This is a genomic window from Streptomyces hyaluromycini, from assembly GCF_002217755.1.
GTDB classification, from domain to species: Bacteria; Actinomycetota; Actinomycetes; order Streptomycetales; family Streptomycetaceae; genus Streptomyces; species Streptomyces hyaluromycini.
Genome location: NZ_BCFL01000022.1, coordinates 349,495 through 370,971, shown reverse-complemented (window position 1 = coordinate 370,971; position 21,477 = coordinate 349,495). Strand labels below are relative to the sequence as shown.

Here is a 21,477-nt window from a genome sequence, read left to right as displayed (position 1 = left end):
GGCTCAGAAGGCGTCCGGGTGCAGCACCTCGGCGATCTTCTGCACCGCCAGGTCGTTGCTGGGGCCGAGGTACATCGAGTCGGACAGCGTCACGTACGCGTTGTTCTTGGCGGCCGGCCACTGGGGGAACTCCTTCAGCAGTTTCCTGGCGTACGCCGCCGGGTTGGGGTCGTTGTAGGCGATGACGACGAGCGCGTCGACGTCGGTGGCGGCCACCTTCTCCTTGCTCAGGTCGGCGAAGGACGTCTTGGAGGCGTTCTCGAAGGCGTTGGTGCCGCCTGCCTTGGCGAGGATGTCGTTGTAGATGCCCTTGGCGACGACGGAGCTGAAGTCGTTGCCGCCCATGGACATGTTGGAGAAGAGCACCATGACCTTGGGCTTCTTCTCCCCCTTCACCTTGTCCGTGACGGCAGCGATGTTCTTCTCGGAGGCGGCGATCAACTTCTCGGCCTTCTGACTGACGTTGAAGACCTTGCCCATGTCGCGCAGCAGCCGGTAGCTGTCGGCGACGGTCATCTTGGAGGTGTCCTGGTCGCAGCCCTGCGGGGAGACGTAGGTGCTGGCGCCGACCTCCCCGAGCTGGTCGCGGGTGGCGAAGCCGTTCTTCTCGTCGAAGCCGTACGACGTCGTGGACAGCACCAGGTCCGGGCGGAGGCCGAGCATGGTCTCGCGGGGGACGTCGTAGGCATCGTTGAGCTTGACGTTCCCGGTGGGCAGCTTCTTGATCGCGGCGGCCCGGCCCGCGACCTCGGAGGCGCCGTAGCTCTGCTCGTTGGCGACGACCCGGTCCCCCAGACCGAGGGCGAGGAGCGTGGAGACCTCGGCGACCGAGGCACCGTTCATGACGACCACCCGGCTGGGCGCCTTCTTGAACGTCTCCTTCTGCCCGCAGTTGTCCAAGGTCACCGGGTAGCCGGTCTTGGAGGCCGCGACCTCGGCCGTGTCGTCGCTCGCCTTGTCGTCGGACGAGGCGCCGCATGCCGCCGTGAGCAGGCAGAGGGCTGCGGCCAGGGCGGTGGCGGCCGGCCGGTTGATCGACATGCGGACTCCTATGCGTACGGGGCATGCTGACGGTCTGAGGGGTTCTGATGCAGTAGTCGGGGCGCGACGGCCGTGAGTTCCCGGCAAGTCCCGTTCATTTCACGAAGGTTGCCGACTGCGGCCGCCGCCGGCCGGGGCGGGCAGCAGGCCCGTGGTGACGCAGTGGTCCAGGTGGCGGCGGACCAGGTCGCGGCCGACGGACGGGCAGGTGATGCCGCTGCCCGCCAACCCGGCACGGACGTGGTCGGCTTGGACGTGGCCGAGGCGTAGGTCGGCGGCGGTGGCCTGCTCGGCGGAGTCGAAGAAGGCGAGCGTGGTGGCGGCGGTGTCGGCCGAGCCGGGCAGCTGCTCCCGCCAGCGCGCCAGCGGCAGACGCCGTACCGGATAGCCGTACTCCGCCACCCAGTCGTAGACGTCGGCGAGCCGCACCCGAGGCAGGGTCGCGTGGTTGAAGACCGGGCCACCGAGGGCGGCCGGGTCGAGGGAGAGATGGACCAGGGACCGGGCGGCGAAGTCCACCGGGGTCCACACCTCGTCCTCGAACAGTTCGGGGACGATCCCCGCCGGGATGCCCGCCCGCAGCACGCTCCACAGGAAGTCGTGCTCGTTGACGTACCCGGTGCCGGACGGTCCGACCACCCGGCCCAGGCGGTGCACGGTGACCGGCAGCCCGCGCCCGGCCGCCTGTTCCAGCAGCCGTTCGGAGACCCACTTGGACTGCTGGTAGCCGTACCGCAGCCCGTCGTGGGGCGGCAGGAACGCCTCCGGCACCTCGGGGCTGCGGCTCGCGGGCGGGGCCACGGACAGGGTGGAGACGTAGTGGAGCGGGGTCGTGCGTACGGCGGCCAGGCGCAGCAGCTGCCGGGTGGACTCGGTGTTGGCGGCGCGCAGGGTGGCGTAGTCGCGCAGGATGCTGACCGTCGCGGCATTGTGGAAGATCGCGTCGCAGGTCGCGGCGAGGTCGCCGAGCGCGTCCCGGGTCAGGCCGAGGTGCGGGCGGGCGAGGTCGGAGGGGAGGGCGGTGACGCGGGACCGGGTCCGCTCGTCCAGGGTGATGCCGTGCCGGGCGAGGGCCGTTGCGATGCGGGCGGCGGCCTCGGGGACGGTATCGGCCCGGATCATGCAGACGATCTCGGCCGCCGTGGCCGCGAGGAGTTCGGCCAGCAGATGGGCGCCTACGAAGCCGGTCGCACCGGTGAGGAGAATGCGGCGGGGGGTGTGGTGCGGGGGGCGGTCGATGCCGGGGCGGATGCCCGGGTCGAGGACGGTGTCGGCGAAGAGGGTCGGCGGCAGTCCGGACGGTGGGGTGAGCGGTTGGGCGCCGTCGCTGTCGCCTGCGGTCTGGGTCTCGGTCTCGGCGAGGAAGCGCGCGAGTGCGGCAGCCGTGGGGTGCTGGAAGAGCCAGGCGACCTTCACGTCCCGGCCGAGTTCGACGCCGAGCCGGTTGGCGGCCTGGATGGCCTGGAGGGACTGAGCACCCAGGTCGAACACGTCGTCGTTCACGGCGACGGCGGCGATGCCGAGGAGCTGCTGCCAGGTGCCGGTGATGGTCCGTTCCAGGGGACTGACGGCGGAGGGGAACCCGGGTTCGGAGGGAGCGGCGGCGGGCGCCCGGAGTGCGGAGAGGGCGATCCGGTCGATCTTTCCGGAGGCGGTGCGGGGCAGTCGGTCCAGGAATTCGACGGCGGAGGGGGTCATCGCGGACGGCAGCATCGCCCGCAGGTGCTCCCTGATCCCGGACGGCGCAACATCGTCCGCGACCAGATGGGCGACCAGCCGACGGGTGCCGTCGCCGAGCGGCTGGCCCACGACGGCGGCCTCCCGGACCCCGGGGTGAGTGAGCAGCGCGCTCTCGACCTCGGCGGGCTGGACACGGTGACCACTGATCTTGAACTCGTCGTCCGCCCGGCCGACGAAGCGCAGTTGCCCGTCCTCGCCGAGGCGGACCAGGTCGCCGGTGCGGTAGGCGCGAGGGCTCCCCGGCAGCGCGGCCAGCGGGCCGAAGCGGACGTTGTCCGGTGTCTCACCCCGGTAGCCGTGTGCGAGAGCGTCGCCCAGCAGGTACAGCTCGCCGCCGAGCACGGCGGCCCGGGTGCCGGGCAGCGGACGGCCGATGGGGACGTCGCCCGGGAGGAGAGCGGGGTCGTGCAGGTCGGCGACGGTGGCGACCACCGTCGCCTCGGTGGGGCCGTAGGTGTTGAGCAGCGCGACCGAGGTGCCGACCGCCTTGCGCCAGCGCTCGACCCGTTCGGGCAACGCAGCCTCGCCGCCGATCACGACGGTCCGCACGCATGACGGAAGGGCGGCGGCGCCGGTGGAGACCGCATACGCCGTCTCGTGCCAGTACGCGGTGGGCAGGTCCAGCACGCTCACCCGCAGCCGGGCGCACTCGTCCAGGAACCGGGGCACCGAGTCGGTCATGTCGTCGGCGCGGATCACCAGCGTGGCGCCGGTGCACAGGGTCAGGAAGACCTCCTCCACGCTGGTGTCGAAGTGGAGAGGGGCGAACTGGAGAACGCGGTCGTCGGGGCGCAGCCCGTACCGGTGCGAGGCGCCCGCGACGAAGTGCGCCAGCGCTGCGTGGCCGATCTCGACGCCCTTGGGACGGCCGGTGGAACCCGAGGTGTGCAGCACGTACGCCAGGTCGGCCGGGCCGGGGCCCGATGGTGCACGCACGTCGGCGGTGATCGGTTGGTCCAGGAGGAGGAGCGTGTGGTCCGGGAAGGCGGGCGCGCGGTCCTTGGTCGTCACGACGAGCGCGGGAGTGGCGTCGGCCAGTAGCTGGGCCGTGCGGTCGGCGGGGGCCTTCGGGTCGAGCGGGCAGTAGGCGGCGCCGGACAGCAGTACGCCCAGGACGGCGGTGACGGCGTCTGCGCCACGGGGCAGGACCACCGCGACCACGTCACCCCGGCCGACTCCCCGGGCGGCCAGGCTCCGGGCGATGTCCCGTGCCGCGCCGAAGAGTTCGGCATAGGTGAGACGGCGGTCACCGTCCTCCACCGCGATGGCCCCGCCCCGGCGGGCGGCGTGACCGGCGATCAGGCTCAGCACCGGCCGGGCGGGGGCGGGCAGCGGGCCGCCGTCCAGAACCGACGCGGACGGCACGGCGAGGGGGGTGCTGCCGTCCATCTCCCTCAACCGCCGGTCGGGGGCCGTGACCGCCTCGGCCAGCAGGTTCAGCAGGCCCTCCTGGAAGCCCGCCGCCTCACCCTCCGTGTACAGGTCCGGGTTGGCGTCCAGGGCGAGGCGCAGGCCCGTGCCGTCCGAGCGGTCGTAGACGTTGAGGGCCAGGTCGTCCACGGGCCCCGCCGACACGTTGTGGACGGTGCTGCGGTGTCCGGCGAACCGCAGGTCGTACGCGAACGGCATGATGTTCACGCCGGGTCCGGAAAGCCGCCGTTGGCCGCCCACCAGCCGCAGGTCGCGGCGCAGTCGCTCGTAGCGGTGGCGCTGGTGGGGCAGTCCGGCGCGCAGTTCGCGGGATACGCGGACCGCGAGGTCGCGCAGGCTGTCGTCTGCGGTGACGGCGACGCGCAGGGGCAGGATGTTGCGGACCATGGCGGGCACGCGCAGGGAGACCGAGCCGAGGCGGCCCATCGCGGGCAGGCTCAGGACGGTCTCCGGTGCGCCGGTGACCCGGTGCAGGTGGGCGGCGGTCACCGCGAGCACCACCTCCGACCAGGTCACCGACAGCTCGCGGGCGACCCTGCGGAGGGTGTCCGCCTCGGCCGGTGCGAGGTCCGTGGCGTGGCGGTGGAAGGTGCGGGCGGGCAGGGCCGATCGGCCGGCCGGGGTGGCGACGGGGGGACGGTCGGCGAAGCGGTCGGTCCAGTAGGCGTGGTCCTTGGCGTGGCGGGCGGAGTCGCGGTAGGCGCGTTCCTCGGCGCGGACCGACTCCAGGGTGCCGAAGCCGCTGTCGGGGACGGGTTCGCCGGCCATGAGGGCGGTGTATACCTGGGCGACGCGCCGGGCCACGAGGGAGAGCCCGAAGCCGTCGAGGGCGATGTGGTGGACGCGGTGGTACCAGAGGTACTCGTCCTCGGCGGTACGCAGCAGGGCGTGGCCGAAGACCGGGCCCCGGGTGAGGTCGACGGGGCGGGCCATGTCCTGGTCCATCCACGCCAGGGCGGCGGCGTGCGGGTACGGCCCGGCGGTGAGGTCGGCGATGTGGGTGTGCCAGTCGCCGGCCGGGGTGTCGAACTGCCAGGGGCGGCCGGAGTCGTCGGCGACGAAGGTCGCGTGGAGCGCCTCGGCCTCTGCGACGACATGGTGCAGGGCCGCGTCGAACACGGCGGTGTCGACCGGGCCGTGCACGCGCACGTATTCGGCGGTGTTGTAGGCGGGGCTGTCCACGTCGAGTTGCTGGCCGGTCCAGATGCCCTCCTGGGCGGCCAGCAGGGGGTGGCGTTCAGGTGTCGGCATGGCCCGCTCCCCGCTGACGTGTGGTGAGCAGTTCCCACCACTGGGCGAAGGTGGTGCGCTCGGCGAGTTCGACGAAGGTCACGTCCACGCCGGCGGCCTGCCAGCGCTCCAGCAGCGTGACGATGCGCAGGGAGTCCAGTCCCGCGTCCAACGGGCTTTCCTCCAGGTCGACTTCGTCGGCCGGCAGGAAAAGGCACTCCGCGAGTTCGGCGCGGAAGCTGTCGAGAGTGAGAGAGGGTTCGGGCACGGGTTCTCCCTACGACCGTGTCGGCGGGCTCAGTTGACCTTGCGCGCGGAGTCGCTCCAGAAGCGGTCGCGCAGTTCGCGGCGGAGGATCTTGCCGCTGGGGTTGCGCGGCACGTGGTCGATGACCTCGTACCGCGAGGGCAGTTTGAAGGCGGCCAGCCGCGGCACGAGGAAGGTGTGCAGGTCGCGGGGGCTGGGCTGCTGCTGTCCCGGCACGGGGACCACGAAGGCGTGCACCCGTTCGCCCCAGCGCTCGTCGGGGGCGCCGACGACCACGGCCTCGGCGACCTGGGGATGGCTCTCCAGGACGTTCTCGATCTCGGCGGGGTAGACGTTCTCGCCGGCGACGAGGATGGCGTCCTTGATGCGGTCGCGGATGAAGACGTATCCGTCCTCGTCGACGTATCCGGCGTCGCCGGTGTGGATCCAGCCGTCGACGAGGGTCTCGGCGGTCTTGTCGGGCAGGCCCCAGTACTCGACCATGCGGGCGGGGGTGTGCAGGCAGACCTCCCCCACCCAGCCCGGAGGCAGCTCCCCGCCGTGTTCGTCGATGACCTTGGCCCGGACGCCTGGGTAGGGGTGCCCTGCCGCCTGCATCAGCGGGCCGCCGGGAACGTGGGCGGCAGGGGGCAGGCAGACGGCGGTGTTGCCGGTCTCGGTCAGGCCGTAGATCTGGGCGAACTCGCAGTCCAGGACGGCGAGGCTCTCCTCAAGGAGGGCCTCGGAGATCGGGGAGCCGCCGTACACGGTCTTGCGCAGGGTGGTGAAGTCGGCGGCGGTGACGCCGGGTTCGGTGAGCATCATGCGGAGCATGGCCGGGACCATGCAGGCGGTGGTGACGCCGAGGTCGCGGATGAGGTCGACGGCCTGCCGGGCGGCGAAGGCACGCATCGCCACGATCGTCGTACCGGCGTTGAGGTTCTGGGTGGCCCACCACAGCCCGCCGACGTGGAAGCCGGGGATGCCGACGAGCGCGATGTCGCCCGCCCGCCAGTCGATCCAGTCCAGCCCCTCTGCCGCCAGGGCGTCACGGACCGCGAAGAAGCTGCGATGGGCGAGCACCACTCCCTTCGGCAGGCCAGTGGTGCCGCTGGTGTACAGCTGGGCGACCGGGGTGTCGGGGGTGGCCTCGAACTCCGGCTCGGCGTCCGCGTGTTCGGCCCGCCAGTCCAGGATCGAGCCGAGGTTCACGACCGTCTCGGGTGGCGCGGTCGGCATGCCGTCGACGATCGGGGCGAACTCGTCCTCCAGGAACAGCAGCCGGGTGCCGGAGTCCTGGAGGATGTGGCTTACCTCGGGCGCGGTGAGCCGCCAGTTGACGGGGACCAGGACGGTGCCGGTCTTGGCGCAGGCGAAGAGGACCTCGTAGTAGTGCTCGGACTCCTTGCCCAGGTAGGCCACCCGGTCGCCCTCGGCGAGGCCGGCGGCGCGCAGGCCGTGGGCGAGGCGGTTGCTCGCGGTGTGCAGGTCCGCGTAGGTCAGGGTGCGGCCCTCGCAGACCACGGCGGGGGCGGTGGGCTGACGGTCGGCGTGGAAGCGGGCGGTCTGGACGAGGGTGGTGAGTTCGGGGTGGTGCAGCCTGTGCGGCACCGGCTGCGTTCTTGTCTCCATGGGGAGTTCTCCCTTTCGGCGGATCAACGGTGGATCAACGGCGGGGCATCCGTGGGTCGCCGCCGGGTCAGGGGATGTTGACGAACGCGAGGGTCGCCTCGCCGTCGCACCGGCCGCCGTCGCTGTCCCAGTAGCGGTACGACGTCTGCGCGTGGAGGAAGGGGCTGCCGCCGCCGGGGGTCCGTCGGGTGACGGAGTGGAACTCCATCTCGCCGGAGAAGGCGCGGGGGTCCACGGGGCGGCGGAAGTTGCCGGCGAACCGGGCGATGAGGATGTCGGGGAGCTGGTGGCGCCAGAAGTCGGCCGGCGTCCAGGTCTCGAACCCGGTCAGGAGCCCTTCCTGCACGGACTTGGCGACCAGGTAGTACATCATCTGGTTGTAGGCGATGTTGACCTCGACCGAGTTCAGGTGGCCGGTGTCGTCGATGTAGCAGGACTCCGGGATCGCGAACTCGCAGCGGGCGGCGGCGAGTCCGGCGTCGGCGGTGACATGGGCGGATCTCAGGTACTTGCAGTTGTCCTTGTAGGGCGCCAGGACGCGGGCCAGCAGTTCCTCGTCGGTGGCGTACGAGCGCTGCGGCGGGGCCTCGGGGTGGTCGGCGGCAGGGGCGGTCACGCGGCCGGTATCCCGTCGTGCAGTTTGCGCTCGTCGTGGACGGTGACGCGGTAGGAGACCGTCGGCTCGGGTGTCGTGGTGTGGCGGGCGCGGTGGATGAGGCTGCGGTTGTCCCAGACCAGCAGGTCGCCCTTCTCGAAGCTCTGGAGGTGGATGTTGCCGTGCTCGAAGGTCTCGTCGAGCTGGCCGGTGGCCTCGAAGAGACGCTTGAGCAGCTCTTCGTCGAGCGGGTCGCCGTCCGCGTCCTCGATGCCGACGGTGAAGCCCTCGCTGATGTAGAGGACGGTCTCGCCGGTCATGGGGTGGGTGAAGGTGGTGGGCTGGACGACGGGCGGGGTCTTGGTCTCGACCTCGTCGATGACCTCGGAGATGGGGCGGTACACGTCGTGCGGGCGGATTTTGAAGTACTTGCGCACGGAGTGCCTGCACCGGGTGTCGGCGATCTCCTTCTTCAGCTCCCCGGGTAGTTCCTCGTACGCCCGGCCCATGTCGATGAAGTAGGTGCCGCGGTTCTTCTCCGGGACGACCTGCGGGTAGATCAGGGTGATGCCGAAGGGGTCCGGCATGAACTGGTAGTCGGCGTGCCAGAACTTGCCGGTCTTCGGCACGCCTATCTGCTTGCCGTTCTCCGGGACGTTGGAGGAGACGAAGATCTCGGGGACCTCGGGGTGCTTGTACATCGGTTCGTAGTAGGTCTCGGGGCGGCCGAGGCGTTCGCCGAGCGCGAGGAACCCCCATGGGGAGAGGTCCTGGCCCTTCAGGACGGCGATCTTCTTCGTGTAGACGGTCTGCTTGAGCGTCGCGATGTCGGCGTCGGAGGCCGTGGTGTGGTCGAAGTCCTCGACGAGCGCGCCGAGTTCGGCTCCGGTCTGGTCCTTGATCCGCATGTCGCTTGTCCTTTCGTGGGGTTCAGCGAGGTTCAGTGGGGTTTTCAGACGGTGGTGGCCCGGCGGGCATCGACGAGTGCGGCTATGTCGCCGAGGGTGAGGCCGGGCTGGAGTTCGTCGTCGCCGACGGTGACGCCGAGGTCGCGTTCGATACGGATGCTGATCTCGACGGTGGTCAGGGAGTCGACGTCCAGTGCACCGAGGGTGGCTTCGGGGCGGATCAGGTCGGCGGGGGTGTCGTGGAGGCGGGTGAGGATGCCCACGAGGTCGTCGTAGGTGCTGGTCATGGTGTGCTCCGTTCGGGTTGCGGATGCGTGAGGAGCGGGGGCCAGGTCAGGAGGCAGGAGCCCCAGGTGAGGCCGCCGCCGAAGGCGGTGAGCAGGAGGCGGTCGCCGGCCCGGATCCGCCCCCGGGCGGCGGCGTCGGCGAGGGCGAGCGGGATGGAGGCGGCACCGGTGTTGCCGACGGAGTCGACGTTGGCCACGCAGCGTTCCCTGGGCAGGTCCAGGTCGTCCGCGACGGAGTGCAGGATGCGCAGGTTGGCCTGGTGGGGGACGAAGTGGTCGACGTCGTCGGTCTTCCGGCCGGCCCGGTCCAGCGTGGCCCGCGCCGAGGCGGCCATGCGGGTCACCGCGTGGCGGTAGACCTCCTTGCCGCGCATTGCGAAGTGCCGCTCGGCGCGGGTGGGTTCGCCGCCGTCGAAGCCGTGCCGGGAGCCGTCGGCGGAGCCGTGCCGGAAGCCGCCGTCGGAGCCCTGCCCGGAGCCGGCGGTGGACGGCCGGCGGGAGCCACCGGCGGCGACCATGATCAGGTCCTCGTTAGCCCCGTCGCTGCCGAGGTCGAAGTGCCCGACCGCGCCTGGCTCGTCCGGGTGCCCGGCGCGCAGGACGACCGCTCCGGCGCCGTCGCCGAAGATGATCGCGTTGGCACGGTCCAACGGGTCGACGATGGTGGAGTAGACGTCCGCGCCGATCAGCAGGACCCGTTCGGCGACCCGGGAGGCGATCAGGCCCGCCGCGGTGGCGAGGCCGTACACGAATCCGGTGCACACCGCGCCGACGTCGAAGGCCGCCGCACCGCCGAGCCCGAGCCGGGCCGCGACCAGGGGCGCGGTGGCCGGGCACGGCCGGTCCGGGGTGGTCGTGGTGACGATCACCGCGTCGGCGGAGCCGCGCCCGGGGCGGTGCCCGGAGCCGCCCCCGGCGGAGGTCAGGGCGGAGCGCAGGGCGAGCCGGCCGGCCTCGACGGCGAGGTCGGAGGTGGCCTGGCCGGGCTCGGCGATGTGGCGGCGTCGGATTCCGGTGCGGGTGCGGATCCAGGTGTCGTCGGTCTCCAGCCGCTCGGCGAGTTCGTCGTTGGTGACCACGCGGGGCGGCACCCAACCGGCCAGTCCGCACAGGACGGCCGCCGGGGCGGACGGTCTGGGGGCATTGCTGGGCACAGCTGTTCTCCTGATGAGGTGGGGCGGAGCGGCGGCTTTTCAGGCGGTGGCGGCGGCGGTGGCGGTGCTGCGCAGGGCCAGGGTCAGCGGGATCCCGCAGCCGAGGCCGGCCGCGATCGCGAACACGGCGGCGCGGATACCGGTCAGCAGGGCGTCGTCCGGCGGGCCCTGGCCGATGCCGCCCGCCAGGGCGACCAGCAGGGCGAGTCCCACGGCGCCGCCGATCTGGAGGCTGGTGGAGGCCATTCCGGACGCCACGCCCTGGTCCTCGGGGGCCACCCCGGAGGCGGCGGCGATCCACATGCCGGTCCAGGCGGCACCCTGGCCGAGGCCGAGCAGCACGATCCCGGGCAGCAGCAGGCCGTACGAGCCGTCCGCGGTGAGCGCGAGGCCCAGGGCGGCGGCTCCGGCCGCGCCGCAGACCAGGCCGCCGACGAGCATGCGCCGTACGCCGACGGCCGCGACGGCCCGTTCCCCGGCCTGGGTGCCCAGCGCGGTCACCACGGCCGGCACGAGGAAGGCGAGGCCGGTGGCGAACGCGCTGTAGCCGCGCACGGTCTGGAAGTACAGGGTCAGGAAGTAGGGCAGGGAGCTGAAGGTGGCGCTGTAGAGGGCGGTGACCGCCATCGCCGCGACCAGACTCCGGTGGGTGAACAGCCGGGCCGGCACCAGCGGGTCGCGGGAACGGGTCTCGACGACGGCGAAGAGTGCCAGGAGGGCTGCCGCGAGCACCCCGCCGAGCAGGGCGGACGTGCTGGTCCAGCCCGCCTCGGGGGCGTGTACGAGGACGAACACCAGGAGCGTGATCCCGCCGGTCCCGGCGAGCGCGCCGGTCACGTCGAAGCGCCGTACGCCGGTGCGCGGAACGTCCGCCGGGAACAGGCTCCGGCCCGCCCAGGCGATGGCGGCCGCCACGGGCACGTTGACGAAGAACACCGACGGCCAGCCGAACGCGTCGACCAGCACCCCGCCCAGCAGCGACCCGAAGCACAGGCCGCCGGCCCCCGCCGCACCCCACACCGCGAGGGCCCGGTTCCGGGCCGGTCCCTCCTCGTAGATCGTGTTGATCAGCGAGAGAGTGGCCGGGAAGAGCAGCGAACCGCCGATGCCCTGGACCGCGCGGACGGCGACGAGGGTCCCCGCCGACTGCGACAGTCCGCCCACCAGGGAGGAGCCCGCGTAGACCAGAGCCGCGGCGACGAACGTCCGGCGCCGGCCCAGCAGATCGGCCGTCCGGCCGCCCAGTAACAGGAAGCCGCCGGTCGTCACGACGTACGCGCTCACCACCCACTGGAGGTCGTGTGCGGAGAAGCCGAGGCCGGCGCCTATGTCGGGAAGTGCGACGTAGACGATGTTGTAGTCGAGCGCGATGACCAGTTGGGCGAGCGCGAGAACCAGAAGGGACAGTCGTGCACGCATCGGTCGGCCCCCTCCTCACGCCTGAACGGAAAACGACGGCGAATTCGAACCGGATATTCGCGCCGGTCGATCAATTTCGGTCACCATAACACCTCGGAGAAAGCTTGAGAATGACTCGTCAGAAAACATTTACCCGCGACCTTGATTGCATTTCCGGGCACGCCTGAATTCCGACGGACAGAAATCCCGCCGGATGAACCGTGCTACGAATTACGGGTAATCAGCCGTCGCCCATGAGCTGCCTGATCTCGGTGATGAGCGCTACCAGCGCAAGCCTTTCCGGGACAGTTGTCTCCGGATGCCACAGGTCCACGAGCAGGCAGGTCCGCGGCCGTTCGCCGTCATTGCGCGCCGCATGCTCGAAGGAATAGTCGAAGAGCAGGCACTTTCCCTCCCGCCAGGAACGGGTCTCACCCGCCACGGTGATACTGCAACCGTCAGGAATGTCGACCGCGAGATGCAGGTTGATGCTGAAGTTCCACAGGTCGCAGTGCGGGGCGATGGCGGCCCCGGGGAGCAGAATGGAGAAGTGGGATTCCAGGAGGGGACAGATCTTCTCCGTGTCCACCGCGAATTCCTTGAGCACCTGGTACGCGGTGGGTGCGGGCCCTGCCGACTCCTCGACCATGATCCCTCCCCGGTACAGGTAGAGGGCCTGCCAGTCCTCCTGGCGGGTCAGGTAGTGCTCGTAGTCCGAGAACGCCTCCCGCCGTCCCGCCCAGGCGGCGGTCAACTCCTCTTTGACAGCCGGATGGGCGGCCTCCAAGGCATCGACGACCGGGGCCAGTTCGGGATACCCGTGCGGATCGTGCCACGGGGTGGCGGACAGTCCCGGCAGGATCCACTTGGCCCCCTTCTGCAACGGGTGCCGTGGGTCGCCGCCCCCGGGCTCCAGCATCCGTTCCACACGCCTGAGGGAGTCCGTGCCGTAGTCGCCTCTGATCGCCGCGAAGGCGGTCTCTGTCTCGGGTGTCATACGGGCCCTTCCAGCTGGTGCCACGACCGGCTCGGTGAGCCGGTGTCGCACTAGTAGTCGGACGCGCGAGCGAGCGGGTTCCCGCGAGTTTCCGCCAATCTCCCGGCCCGGCAGCGGAGTTGGTGCGTTGGTGCTCCCCCGACGGGGAGCACCGACCCGTCGTCGCGTCAGGCCGCCAGGGCGGCCGGTGCCTCGGCCTCCAGGAGCTGCCTTTCCAGAGTCGCCCGGGCGCGGGACACCCGGGAGCGGATGGTGCCGACGGGGCAGCCGGTGAAGCTGGCGGCCTCCTCGTAGGACAGGCCGACCACCTGGGTGAGGACGAACGCCTCACGGCGTTCGTCGGACAGCGCGTCCAGCAGATCGAGCAGGGCCACACCTTCTTCGAAGCCAGGCAGGCCGCGCGGCTGGGTGCACTCGACGGCCACCTGCCAGTCGGGGGTGTCGGCGAGCCGCGGCCGGGCGGCGGCATGCCGGAAGCTGTCGGCCACCGCGCGACGGGCGATGGACAGCAGCCAGGTGCGGGCCGACGCCCGCCCTTCGAAGCGGTGCAGGCTGCCGAAGGCCCGCGCGAAGGTGTCCTGGGTCAGGTCGTGGGCGGTCTGGGGATCGCCGCTGAGGTGGGCGACGTAGCACAGCACGTCGTTGTGGAGCGCGCGGACGAAGTGCTCGGCCGCGTGCTGGTCGCCGCCTCGGGCGGCCAACGCCCAAGCGGTCGCCGCCGCGTCCGTCGAGGCGCGTTCGGTCCGGGAAGCGGGCAGGACGGCAGCAGTCACGTGATGTCCTTCTCGGGTCGTCAGGGCGTCCGGGGCCGGCCGCAGGGAGCGGCGGCGCACTCGGACTTGGGGTGCAGCCGTACGCGGTGGGTACGGCGATGCCCGGGGCCCGTCAGGAGGTGTCGGCGCACGGCGGCACGTGGACGTGCCGGTGTGAAGCGTCGACAGGAAGGAACTGCGCGCGAACGCGGCAGGACAGAGACGGAGGGCGAGACGTGAGGCCCCGGTGGTTCCGGCTGTCTCAGGCGACAGCGGCACCCGTGGGCGGGGCCCGGGAGGTGAGAGAGCAGCACAGGAGAAGGCGCGCCGGAGCCGGTACGTCGGTGGCGCGACGCCTGCCCGCGAGCGGGCGCGGGAGCGGCGCGGGCCCGGCCAGCAGCATCCGCAGCGGTGCCACCAGCCGGGTGGCCGCGGCCCGCAGGACGCGGAAGACCGCGCGCTCGCCGTACGCGAGCCAGAGCCCGCACAGGACTGCGGCCAGGAGGTGTGCGGCGAACATGCCGTACGTGGCGGTGCCGCTCATGCCTGCCATACCGTGCGCGTGTTGGGCACCGGTGATGGCATGCGCCATGGAGCCCATGTCCATCGGGTCCATGTGCATGGAACCCATGGACGTGGAGCCCATGTCCATGCCGCCGCTCATGTCCATGCCGTTCATGTCCGTCACTGAGCCCGGGGCGCGGGCCGCGACGCCTTGGCCGGGCACCGCCGCCGGTGTGACCGTCTGCGCCAGCGAGAACGCCTCGTGGAGCACCGCCTGCGCCACCGTCACGACCGTGACGATCAGCGTGCGTCCCCGTTCACGGTCGGCCAGCAACCAGCCGACCGTGCCGGTCCCGGCCGCGCCGGCGGTCATGGCCCACCAGGGGACGGAGGTGCCGGACATGATCACGTGACCGAGGGCGGCGAGCAGCACGCAGGCGGCGGCGAACACACCGGCCCGCAGCGCACGGCACCACCCTCGGACAGTCATAGCCCGCCCATCCTCGCACCCGGCGTCCGCTCGTCGTCAGGGGGTACGTGCGGGCAACCACCCTCCGACTCACCGACCGGACAGTGACGCACCTCACACCCAGCGCCCGGGAACTCGACGGCCGATCGGCACGACTACTGGAATGAGACACTTCCCGGACGCACCACCACCGCAAGGACCTTGACCCGCCCGCTGTGCCGGAACTCCAGGGTGAAGGGCACCAGATCGCCCGAACTCCACTTCCCGGCCGGAGCGGACACCGTCAGGTCCACCCCCTGCGGAGACATCGCGACGCTCCCGCCCGCCGGTATCCCCACGGAGTCGACTGCGGCGCCGTAGGCCACGTTCCCCTCGTTCATGCGGTGACGGGCGAGCGTTATGCCGCCGGGGACGTCGCGCGAGGTCACGCGTATCAGACTGTCGGCCGAGCCGCCCTTGTTCTCCATACGGAAGAACGCGGCCGTCTCCGCGACTCCTGCGGACGGCAGCAGGACGCGCCCTTCGGTGATGCTCATGCGCGCCGGGCTGCCCGCCCTGCCGGTGCCGGTCCAGGCGGTGAGGCCCGCCAGGGCCACGCTGCACGCGGCGACGGGAACGAGGGCGGCGAGCGCGCCGTCCTTCAGCCGCCGCCGGTCGCCGAGGGCCGTGCTCGTCCACTCCACAGTCCACTTCACAACACTGCCGCCTTCCCGGATCGTGCCCCGCGTCCCCGGCCACCGCCGGGTGCCCGTTGCGGTTGCCAGCCGCGCAGCCGCAGGCTGTTGGCCACCACCAGCACGGAACTCACCGACATCGCGGCGGCGGCGAGCATGGGGTTGAGCAGCCCCACCATGGCGAGGGGCACGGTGACGACGTTGTAGCCGAAGGCCCACAGCAGGTTGGCGCGGATGGTGCCGAGCGTGCGCCGGGCCAGTCCGACGGCGTCAACGAGTGCCTCGATGTCGCCGCGCACCAGTGTCAGGTCGGCCGCCCCGATGGCCACGTCCGTGCCGCTGCCCATGGCGATGCCCAGGTCGGCACCGGCGAGCGCGGCGGCGTCGTTCACACCGTCACCGACGACCGCGACCCGGCAGCCCTCCTCCCGCAGCCGCCGGACCAGGTCGGCCTTGTCCTCCGGGGAGCAGCGGGCGTACACCTCGTCGATCCCGAGTGCCTGCGCCACCGCCCGCGCGGGAGCCTCGCGGTCCCCGGTGGCGAGCACCGGGCGCAGGCCCAGTCGCCGCAGCCGTTCCACGGCACGGTAGCTGCCGGGCCGCACGAGGTCGCCGACGGCGATCAGCCCCAGGGCCCGGCCGTCCACCCGGACCACCACGGGCGTGTACGCCTCGCCCTCCGCCGCGGCCAGAGCCTCGGCCAGCACGGGCGGCAACTCCCCTTCCGGTACGGCCACTTCGACCGTACGACCGGCCACGCGCCCCGTGACACCCCACCCCGCCGTGGCGGTGAAGCCGGTCACGTCCGGCAGCGGGTCCTGGTCGGCCGAACGGCGCGCGTACGCCGTGACCGCCCGCCCGATCGGATGCTCGGAGCCCTGCTCCACCGCTCCGGCGAGGCGGACCAGTTCCTCCTGTGCCGGGCCGTCGGGCACGGTGGTCACCCGGGCGACGGTCATGTGACCGGAGGTCAGGGTGCCGGTCTTGTCCAGGACGACCGTGTCCACGTGCTGGAGCGTCTCCAGCGTCTGCGGGCCGCTCACCAGTACGCCCAGTTGTGCCCCGCGGCCGGTGGCGGCCATCAGGGCGGTCGGGGTGGCGAGCCCCAGCGCACACGGGCAGGCCACGACGAGGACGGCCACGCAGGCGGTGAGCGCCGCCTGCGGGTCGGCGCCGGCGCCGAGCCAGAACCCGAGGACGGTCACCGCGATCGTCAGCACGACCGGTACGAACACCCCGGCCACCGCGTCGGCCAGCCGCTGCGCCCGCGCCTTGCCCGCCTGGGCCTCGGTGACCAGCCGGGTGATCCGGGCCAGCCGGGTGTCCGCGCCGACGGCAGTCGCCCGTACGAGAAGCAGCCCGCCTGCGTTGACGGCCCCGCCGACCAACGCCGAGCCGGGGCCTACCTCGACGGGCTCGCTCTCACCGGTGACCAGGGACAGGTCCACGGCGGAACTGCCCTCCGTCACCCGCCCGTCGGTGGCGACCCGCTCCCCCGGGCGCACGACGAAGACCTGCCCGACCCTCAACTGCTCTATGGGGACGGACCGCTCGCCGTGCTCGTCACGGACGGACACCTCCTTGGCCGCCAGGTCCGCCAGCGCCCGCAGGGCCGTCCCGGTCCCCCGGCGCGCCCGCGCCTCCAGGTACCGCCCGGTCAGCACGAACAGCGGCACGCTCACCGCCGCTTCCAGATAGACGTGCGCCGTACCGTCCGACGCGGACGGCAGCAGACTGAACGGCATCCACATCCCCGGCTCGCCCGCTCCCCCGAGGAACAACGCGTACGCCGACCAGGAGAACGACGCCACCACGCCCAGCGAGACCAGGGTGTCCATGGTGGCCGCGGAGTGGCGCAGCCCTCGTAGCGCGCGCTCGTGGAAGGGCCACGCGCTCCACACAGCCACCGGCGCCGCCAGCGCGAAGCACAGCCACTGCCAGTTGCGAAACTGAAGGTCGGGCACCATCGACAGCACCAGCACGGGGACGGCCAGCAGCGCGGTGACGAGAAGCCGTTCACGCTCCTGCCGGGCGGCGGACTCGGTCCCGTCCGGCTCGGCGTCCGCCGTCCGCTCGTCCTCGTGGACAGGTGGTGCGGGCAGGGCGGCCTGGTAGCCGGCCTGTTCGACCGCGGTGACGAGTTCCTCCGGCGCGACGCCTGCCGGGTGGCTGACCCGGGCCATCCCGGTGGCGAGGTTCACGGTGGCCGTGACGCCGTCCAGCTTGGCGAGCTTCTTCTCCACCCGCCGTACACAGGCCGCGCAGGTCATCCCGCCGACAGTGATGTCCGTGACCACGAGGCCGGTCACCGCTTCGCCCGCCGTCACCGGTCACTCCCGTCCGTCATCCCCGGCATGTTCTGCATGCTCCCGTCCGTCCCGGACATGTCCTCCATGCCGCCGCCGCTCCCGCCACTCCCGCCACCACCGTCTCCGCCGCTTCCACTTCCGGCGCTCCCGGTCCCGTGCATGCCGGGCGCCACCGGCCCGGCGGCCAACCCGACGGCGTAGGACACCGAGAACACGAGGACGAGCAGCAGCAGGAAGCCGCACAGCGCCGGGGGCGGCAGCAGCCTGCGGGCGATCGCGCCGGCAGGGTGGGACGGTTGTCGGATCTCGGCCATGCTCGACCTTTCTGGTCGCATCGAACCGTCGTACGAAAGACAGCAGTTGAAGCCGTATCGCTCCAGTAGTCGGCCGGAAGGAACGCGGAGTTCCCGCATCCAAACGTGACGCGCGACACACCTGAGGCGTTTGTCTTCGCGTGGTGCGGGTCAATGTCCCGGATGCGTCGGGTCACCGCGCCGGACGTCGCGGCGCTCTCCGGGCACGGCGGTGGCCACAGGCAGCGGCCAAGCCCCTGAGGCAATGCGCGTCCCCCGCCCCGGACCTCAGCCGACTCGGGCTCCCAGGGCCACGCGGCGCGCACTGCGCCACGCTGGTGGTTGTCGTGCCGGCCGTCCGCCGCCCCGACCCCCTCCTCCCGCACCGGGCCCAGCGCCGCGGAGGAGTCCTTCTCTCGCGCTCCGTGCCGGAATCGACGCACTCGCTCCGGAACTTCCGGCTCCGCCCAACCGACTGTTGTGGTGACGGGAAGGGACTGAACTTCCGGCCCCGTACACCCGTAAACCGCCCAAAGCCCCATAGGCATCCAGGAGTTGCGCCATGGCACAGAAGCAGTACAACGTCACCGGCATGAGCTGCGAGCACTGCGCGGCGAGCATCAGGGAAGAGGTTTCCGAGGTCGCGGGGGTGAGCCAGGTCGTGGTCGACGTCGCCGCCAAGTCCGTCACCGTGCACGGAACGGACCTCGACGACGGGCGACTCCGCGCCGCGATCGTCGAGGCCGGATACGGCATCGCCGACACGGTCGCCGCCTGAGCCGCCCGAGGACACGCACCCGCGCCGGGAAGGCCGGGCAGGACGCATCAGCCGTCCTGCCCGGCCTTCTCCGTCAACCGCGGGCGTGAGCTTCGGCACCTTGCGCACCCTCAGACCGCCAGGGCGGCGGACTTGGCGGCGGACTTCTCCGTCGTCTCAGCCTGTTCCAGCAGGTCGATCAGGGTCGCGCGGGCCCGGGCCACCCGGGAGCGGACCGTGCCGATCGCGCAGTCGCCGACCTCGGCCACCTCGTCGTAGCGCAGGCCGAGCAGTTGGGTGAGGACGAACGCCTCACGGCGTTCCTCGGGCAGTGCGGCCAGCAGGTCCAGCAGCGCGATGCCGTCGTCGAAGCCCGGCAGGTCGCACGGCTGGGCCAGCTCGACGGCCAGCTGCCAGTCCGCTACGTCGCTCAGGCGCGGCCGGGCGGCGGCGTACCGGTAGCTGTCGATCACCGCGCGGCGGGCGATGGACAGCAGCCAGGAACGGGCCGAGGAGCGCCCCTCGAACAGGTGCAGGCTGCCGAGCGCCCGCAGAAACGTGTCCTGTGCCAGGTCGTCCACGGCCTGGGGATCGCCGCACAACTGGGCGACGTAGCACTGGACGTCCCGGTGCAGGGCGCCTACGAACTGCGCGACCGCGTCGGCGTCACCGCAGCGGGCGGCCAGCGCCCACGCGGTGATCGATTCGTCGAGCGCCGCCGTTTTGCCGTTCCTGGCACGCGCGGCGGGCAGGGCAGAGGTGATCACCTGGTGTCCTTCTCGGTCGACCGTGATCCGGACCAGGGCGCACGAAGAACGCGAGCGGTCCGGTGAAGTGGGGAGACGGCCTACGGCACGCCGACACCGCGCCGGGGTGCGGTCGTACGGCCGTGGCCCGAGGGGCACGCCATGCGCGGCCCCGGGAAGCCTGCTGTCCTCAGACGACAGCAGCCCGCGCCGGCGGGCCCCGAGAAGTGATCGCGTGGACGAGGAGAAGCAGATACGGCGTCCGGTCCGCTTGGCGCCGCCGCGGGCGGCCGGGCGGCTGGCAGGCGGCGGGGGGCAGGGCGAGCAGCAGTCGCAGTGGTGCGGTCAGCCATCCGGCCACGGCCCGCGTGATGCGGAACGCGGCCTTCTCGCCGTACGCGAGCCACAGGCCGCACAGCAGTGCCGCCACCAGGTGGGCCGCCAGCATGCCGGACGAAGGCGAGGTGCCGGCCAGGGAGTGACCCACGGGGTCCATGTGATCCATGTGGGCCATGCCCATGGAGTCCCCGCGCATCGAGCCCATGTCCATGGAACTCGCGTCGCCCATGTTCATGACGGCGGCGGAGACGGATGCCACGGTCGCCGGTCGCGCGAAGGAGAACCCCTCGTGCAGCATTGCCTGGGCGGCGACCACAGCCGCGACGATCGGCAACGGCTCCCGCTCACGCCATGTCAGGCACCAGCCCACGGCGCCGGTCACGGCGACCCCGGCGGCCAGCGCCCATGCGGGCGCCTCGCTGCCGGACATCATCACGTGCCCCAGGGCGGCGAGCAGCACGCACACGACCGCGAACACCGCGGCCCGTAACGCGCGAGAACACCACCCTGCTGTCATGGCGCCACATCCTGGCACCCGGACACCGGCCGGCGGGGCTGCCGCACGGAAACCCACAGGCGTTCCCACCCGATCCACAGCATGTGATCTGGATCACAGAAAACGCCTGGAACTCAAGGGCCCTCGGGCCCGACTGTTACAGGAGAGCCGCGCCGTGCAGGGTCCGTCCCGCCGACGGGAACCGGGAACCGTGCCCTACTCGGCCTGGGATCCGGTGGAGCGACCGCGCAGGCCGGCGAACGCGGCCGCCGCCGGCCCGAGGACACCCACGACCAGCCCGGCGACACCGAGACCGCGGGCGGTGGAGTCGCCGTTGCGGTTCCCGCCGGTCAGCGATACCAGGCGGCCAGGCGCCGCCAACAGGTCATGCCCGAGGTTGTCACTTTCCCACGATCAGACCAACGAGCATCTGGCGTCGCCGCCATGACCAGAATCCGTCACGCTGCCGTTGCCGCAGTGTTCACACTCGTCCTGCCACTGCCCGCGGTCACAGCAGGTACGGCATTGGCCGCGCCTGCGCTCTCCGCAGTCGCGGCCTCGGACCCGTACGCGCTCCGTCCCGAACTCCCCCGCCCGACCGGTCCGCACGCCGTGGGCCGTGAGATCCTGCACCTCGTCGACACCCAACGTCAGGATCCCTGGGTGCCGTCGGCGGGGCCGAGGCAGCTGATGGTGTCGATGTATTACCCGGCCCGGCCCGGGACGGGCGGACCGGCTCCGTACATGACCGTCGAGGCAGCCCAGGACATGCTCCAGTTGAAGCTGCCGGGTACCACCATCCCTGCGGAGGCGGTCAGCGGCACCCGCACCTGGGCGCGCTCCGACGCGCGCCCGGAGCACGGCCGCTTCCCGCTGGTGATGCTCTCGCCCGGATTCACCATGCCGCGCACCGAACTCACCAGCCTCGCCGAGGACCTGGCCAGCCACGGATACGTCGTCGCGCTCGTCGACCACACCTATGAGAACTCCGGCACCACCTTCCCCGACGGGCAGACACACACCTGCGCCATCTGTGACACACCCCCCGACGGAGGTCCGGGGGTCATAGCGCAGAGCCGGGCGAACGACGTCTCCTTCGTGAACGACGAGCTGACCAGCCGTCACCACCATGGTGACAGACAAAAGGGTGCGAGCCGGGGTGAATCTCGACGGCTGGAAACGCTGGCTCATCGTCGCCGGTTCCAACCATGCCAGCTTCACGGATGTACCGGTCCTCTCCGAGGCGCCGGGCATTCCCGAGCCTCCCGGTACAACCCTCTCCGCCCAGCGGTCGGTTCAGCTCACCCGCACCTACGTCCGGGCGTTCTTCGACCTGCACCTACGCGGCATCCCGGAGCCTGTCCTCGACGGACCCTCCGCGGCAAACCCCGAAGTCAGCCTCCACCCCTGACGATTTCGCTCACCGACACGGCCGACCGACGCCGCCGGCAGCTCACCCTCCCCACCCGAAGGACCGCA

General features: G+C 71.7%; 19 protein-coding genes and 1 pseudogene. 2 read left to right on the top strand and 18 right to left on the bottom strand.

Going from position 1 to position 21,477, the window contains the following annotated elements; translation table 11 throughout:
• Nucleotides 1-3: 3 nt before the first annotated feature.
• The 15 genes from SSP29_RS28430 to SSP29_RS28360 all read right to left on the bottom strand — a co-directional run bounded on the left by SSP29_RS28430 (nucleotide 4) and on the right by SSP29_RS28360 (nucleotide 17,681).
• Entirely contained in the window at nucleotides 4-1,041 is a 1,038-nt protein-coding gene (locus SSP29_RS28430) for an ABC transporter substrate-binding protein (RefSeq protein WP_089103654.1), read from the bottom strand.
• A 99-nt stretch (nucleotides 1,042-1,140) separates the two neighbouring features.
• Nucleotides 1,141-5,463, bottom strand: coding sequence for a non-ribosomal peptide synthetase (locus tag SSP29_RS28425; protein ID WP_089103653.1), 4,323 nt, complete (start codon nucleotides 5,461-5,463; stop codon nucleotides 1,141-1,143).
• The gene (locus SSP29_RS28420; protein ID WP_089103652.1) at nucleotides 5,450-5,710 is read right to left on the bottom strand and encodes a phosphopantetheine-binding protein; all 261 of its coding nucleotides are present in this window, start codon (nucleotides 5,708-5,710) and stop codon (nucleotides 5,450-5,452) included. The genes SSP29_RS28425 and SSP29_RS28420 overlap by 14 nt, the downstream gene beginning before the upstream one ends.
• A gap of 29 nt (nucleotides 5,711-5,739) precedes the next feature.
• Nucleotides 5,740-7,320, bottom strand: coding sequence for a long-chain-fatty-acid--CoA ligase (locus SSP29_RS28415; RefSeq protein WP_089103651.1), 1,581 nt, complete (start codon nucleotides 7,318-7,320; stop codon nucleotides 5,740-5,742).
• Between the two features lie 67 nt (nucleotides 7,321-7,387).
• Nucleotides 7,388-7,936 (bottom strand): (2E)-enoyl-ACP glycyltransferase, encoded by a 549-nt coding sequence (gene scoD / locus SSP29_RS56545; RefSeq protein ID WP_089103650.1) that lies wholly within the window; start codon nucleotides 7,934-7,936, stop codon nucleotides 7,388-7,390.
• Nucleotides 7,933-8,823, bottom strand: a complete 891-nt coding sequence (scoE, locus tag SSP29_RS28405; protein WP_089103649.1) for a (3R)-3-[(carboxymethyl)amino]fatty acid oxygenase/decarboxylase — start codon at nucleotides 8,821-8,823, stop codon at nucleotides 7,933-7,935. Before scoE ends, scoD begins: the two co-directional genes overlap by 4 nt.
• A 44-nt stretch (nucleotides 8,824-8,867) precedes the next feature.
• Complete coding sequence (locus tag SSP29_RS28400) at nucleotides 8,868-9,110, bottom strand: acyl carrier protein (protein ID WP_089103648.1); 243 nt, start codon at nucleotides 9,108-9,110, stop codon at nucleotides 8,868-8,870.
• A complete protein-coding gene (locus SSP29_RS28395) occupies nucleotides 9,107-10,264 on the bottom strand; it encodes a beta-ketoacyl-ACP synthase III (protein WP_089103647.1) in 1,158 nt (385 codons plus the stop codon). Before SSP29_RS28395 ends, SSP29_RS28400 begins: the two co-directional genes overlap by 4 nt.
• A gap of 39 nt (nucleotides 10,265-10,303) precedes the next feature.
• Nucleotides 10,304-11,683, bottom strand: coding sequence for an MFS transporter (locus tag SSP29_RS28390; protein WP_089103646.1), 1,380 nt, complete (start codon nucleotides 11,681-11,683; stop codon nucleotides 10,304-10,306).
• A 220-nt stretch (nucleotides 11,684-11,903) separates the two neighbouring features.
• The gene (locus SSP29_RS28385; protein ID WP_089103645.1) at nucleotides 11,904-12,659 is read right to left on the bottom strand and encodes an aspartyl/asparaginyl beta-hydroxylase domain-containing protein; all 756 of its coding nucleotides are present in this window, start codon (nucleotides 12,657-12,659) and stop codon (nucleotides 11,904-11,906) included.
• Between the two features lie 167 nt (nucleotides 12,660-12,826).
• Nucleotides 12,827-13,432, bottom strand: coding sequence for a sigma-70 family RNA polymerase sigma factor (locus SSP29_RS28380; RefSeq protein ID WP_089103644.1), 606 nt, complete (start codon nucleotides 13,430-13,432; stop codon nucleotides 12,827-12,829).
• 241 nt (nucleotides 13,433-13,673) lie between these two features.
• Nucleotides 13,674-14,405, bottom strand: a complete 732-nt coding sequence (locus SSP29_RS28375) for a hypothetical protein (protein WP_089103643.1) — start codon at nucleotides 14,403-14,405, stop codon at nucleotides 13,674-13,676.
• 134 nt (nucleotides 14,406-14,539) lie between these two features.
• Entirely contained in the window at nucleotides 14,540-15,079 is a 540-nt protein-coding gene (locus tag SSP29_RS28370) for a copper chaperone PCu(A)C (RefSeq protein ID WP_089103642.1), read from the bottom strand.
• Nucleotides 15,076-17,385 carry a heavy metal translocating P-type ATPase gene (locus SSP29_RS28365; protein WP_150135072.1) on the bottom strand — a complete coding sequence of 770 codons (2,310 nt, stop codon included), beginning with the start codon at nucleotides 17,383-17,385 and terminating at the stop codon, nucleotides 15,076-15,078. Before SSP29_RS28365 ends, SSP29_RS28370 begins: the two co-directional genes overlap by 4 nt.
• Complete coding sequence (locus tag SSP29_RS28360; protein ID WP_089103641.1) at nucleotides 17,382-17,681, bottom strand: hypothetical protein; 300 nt, start codon at nucleotides 17,679-17,681, stop codon at nucleotides 17,382-17,384. Before SSP29_RS28360 ends, SSP29_RS28365 begins: the two co-directional genes overlap by 4 nt.
• 541 nt (nucleotides 17,682-18,222) lie before the next feature.
• Between SSP29_RS28360 and SSP29_RS28355 the strand changes: the two genes are divergently transcribed.
• Nucleotides 18,223-18,438, top strand: coding sequence for a heavy-metal-associated domain-containing protein (locus SSP29_RS28355; RefSeq protein WP_089103640.1), 216 nt, complete (start codon nucleotides 18,223-18,225; stop codon nucleotides 18,436-18,438).
• A gap of 110 nt (nucleotides 18,439-18,548) precedes the next feature.
• On the opposite strand, the gene SSP29_RS28350 is transcribed toward SSP29_RS28355, so the two are convergent.
• The 3 genes from SSP29_RS28350 to SSP29_RS58650 all read right to left on the bottom strand — a co-directional run bounded on the left by SSP29_RS28350 (nucleotide 18,549) and on the right by SSP29_RS58650 (nucleotide 20,379).
• Nucleotides 18,549-19,184, bottom strand: coding sequence for a sigma-70 family RNA polymerase sigma factor (locus SSP29_RS28350; protein ID WP_089103639.1), 636 nt, complete (start codon nucleotides 19,182-19,184; stop codon nucleotides 18,549-18,551).
• Nucleotides 19,185-19,353: 169 nt separating this feature from the next.
• On the bottom strand, nucleotides 19,354-20,019 hold the full coding sequence (locus SSP29_RS28345; RefSeq protein ID WP_089103638.1) for a hypothetical protein: 666 nt from the start codon (nucleotides 20,017-20,019) through the stop codon (nucleotides 19,354-19,356).
• 195 nt (nucleotides 20,020-20,214) lie between these two features.
• Nucleotides 20,215-20,379, bottom strand: a complete 165-nt coding sequence (locus SSP29_RS58650; protein WP_167450012.1) for a hypothetical protein — start codon at nucleotides 20,377-20,379, stop codon at nucleotides 20,215-20,217.
• Nucleotides 20,380-20,442: 63 nt separating this feature from the next.
• Here SSP29_RS58650 and SSP29_RS28340 point away from each other — a divergent pair.
• A pseudogene (locus tag SSP29_RS28340) lies at nucleotides 20,443-21,409 on the top strand (alpha/beta hydrolase).
• Nucleotides 21,410-21,477 lie beyond the last annotated feature (68 nt).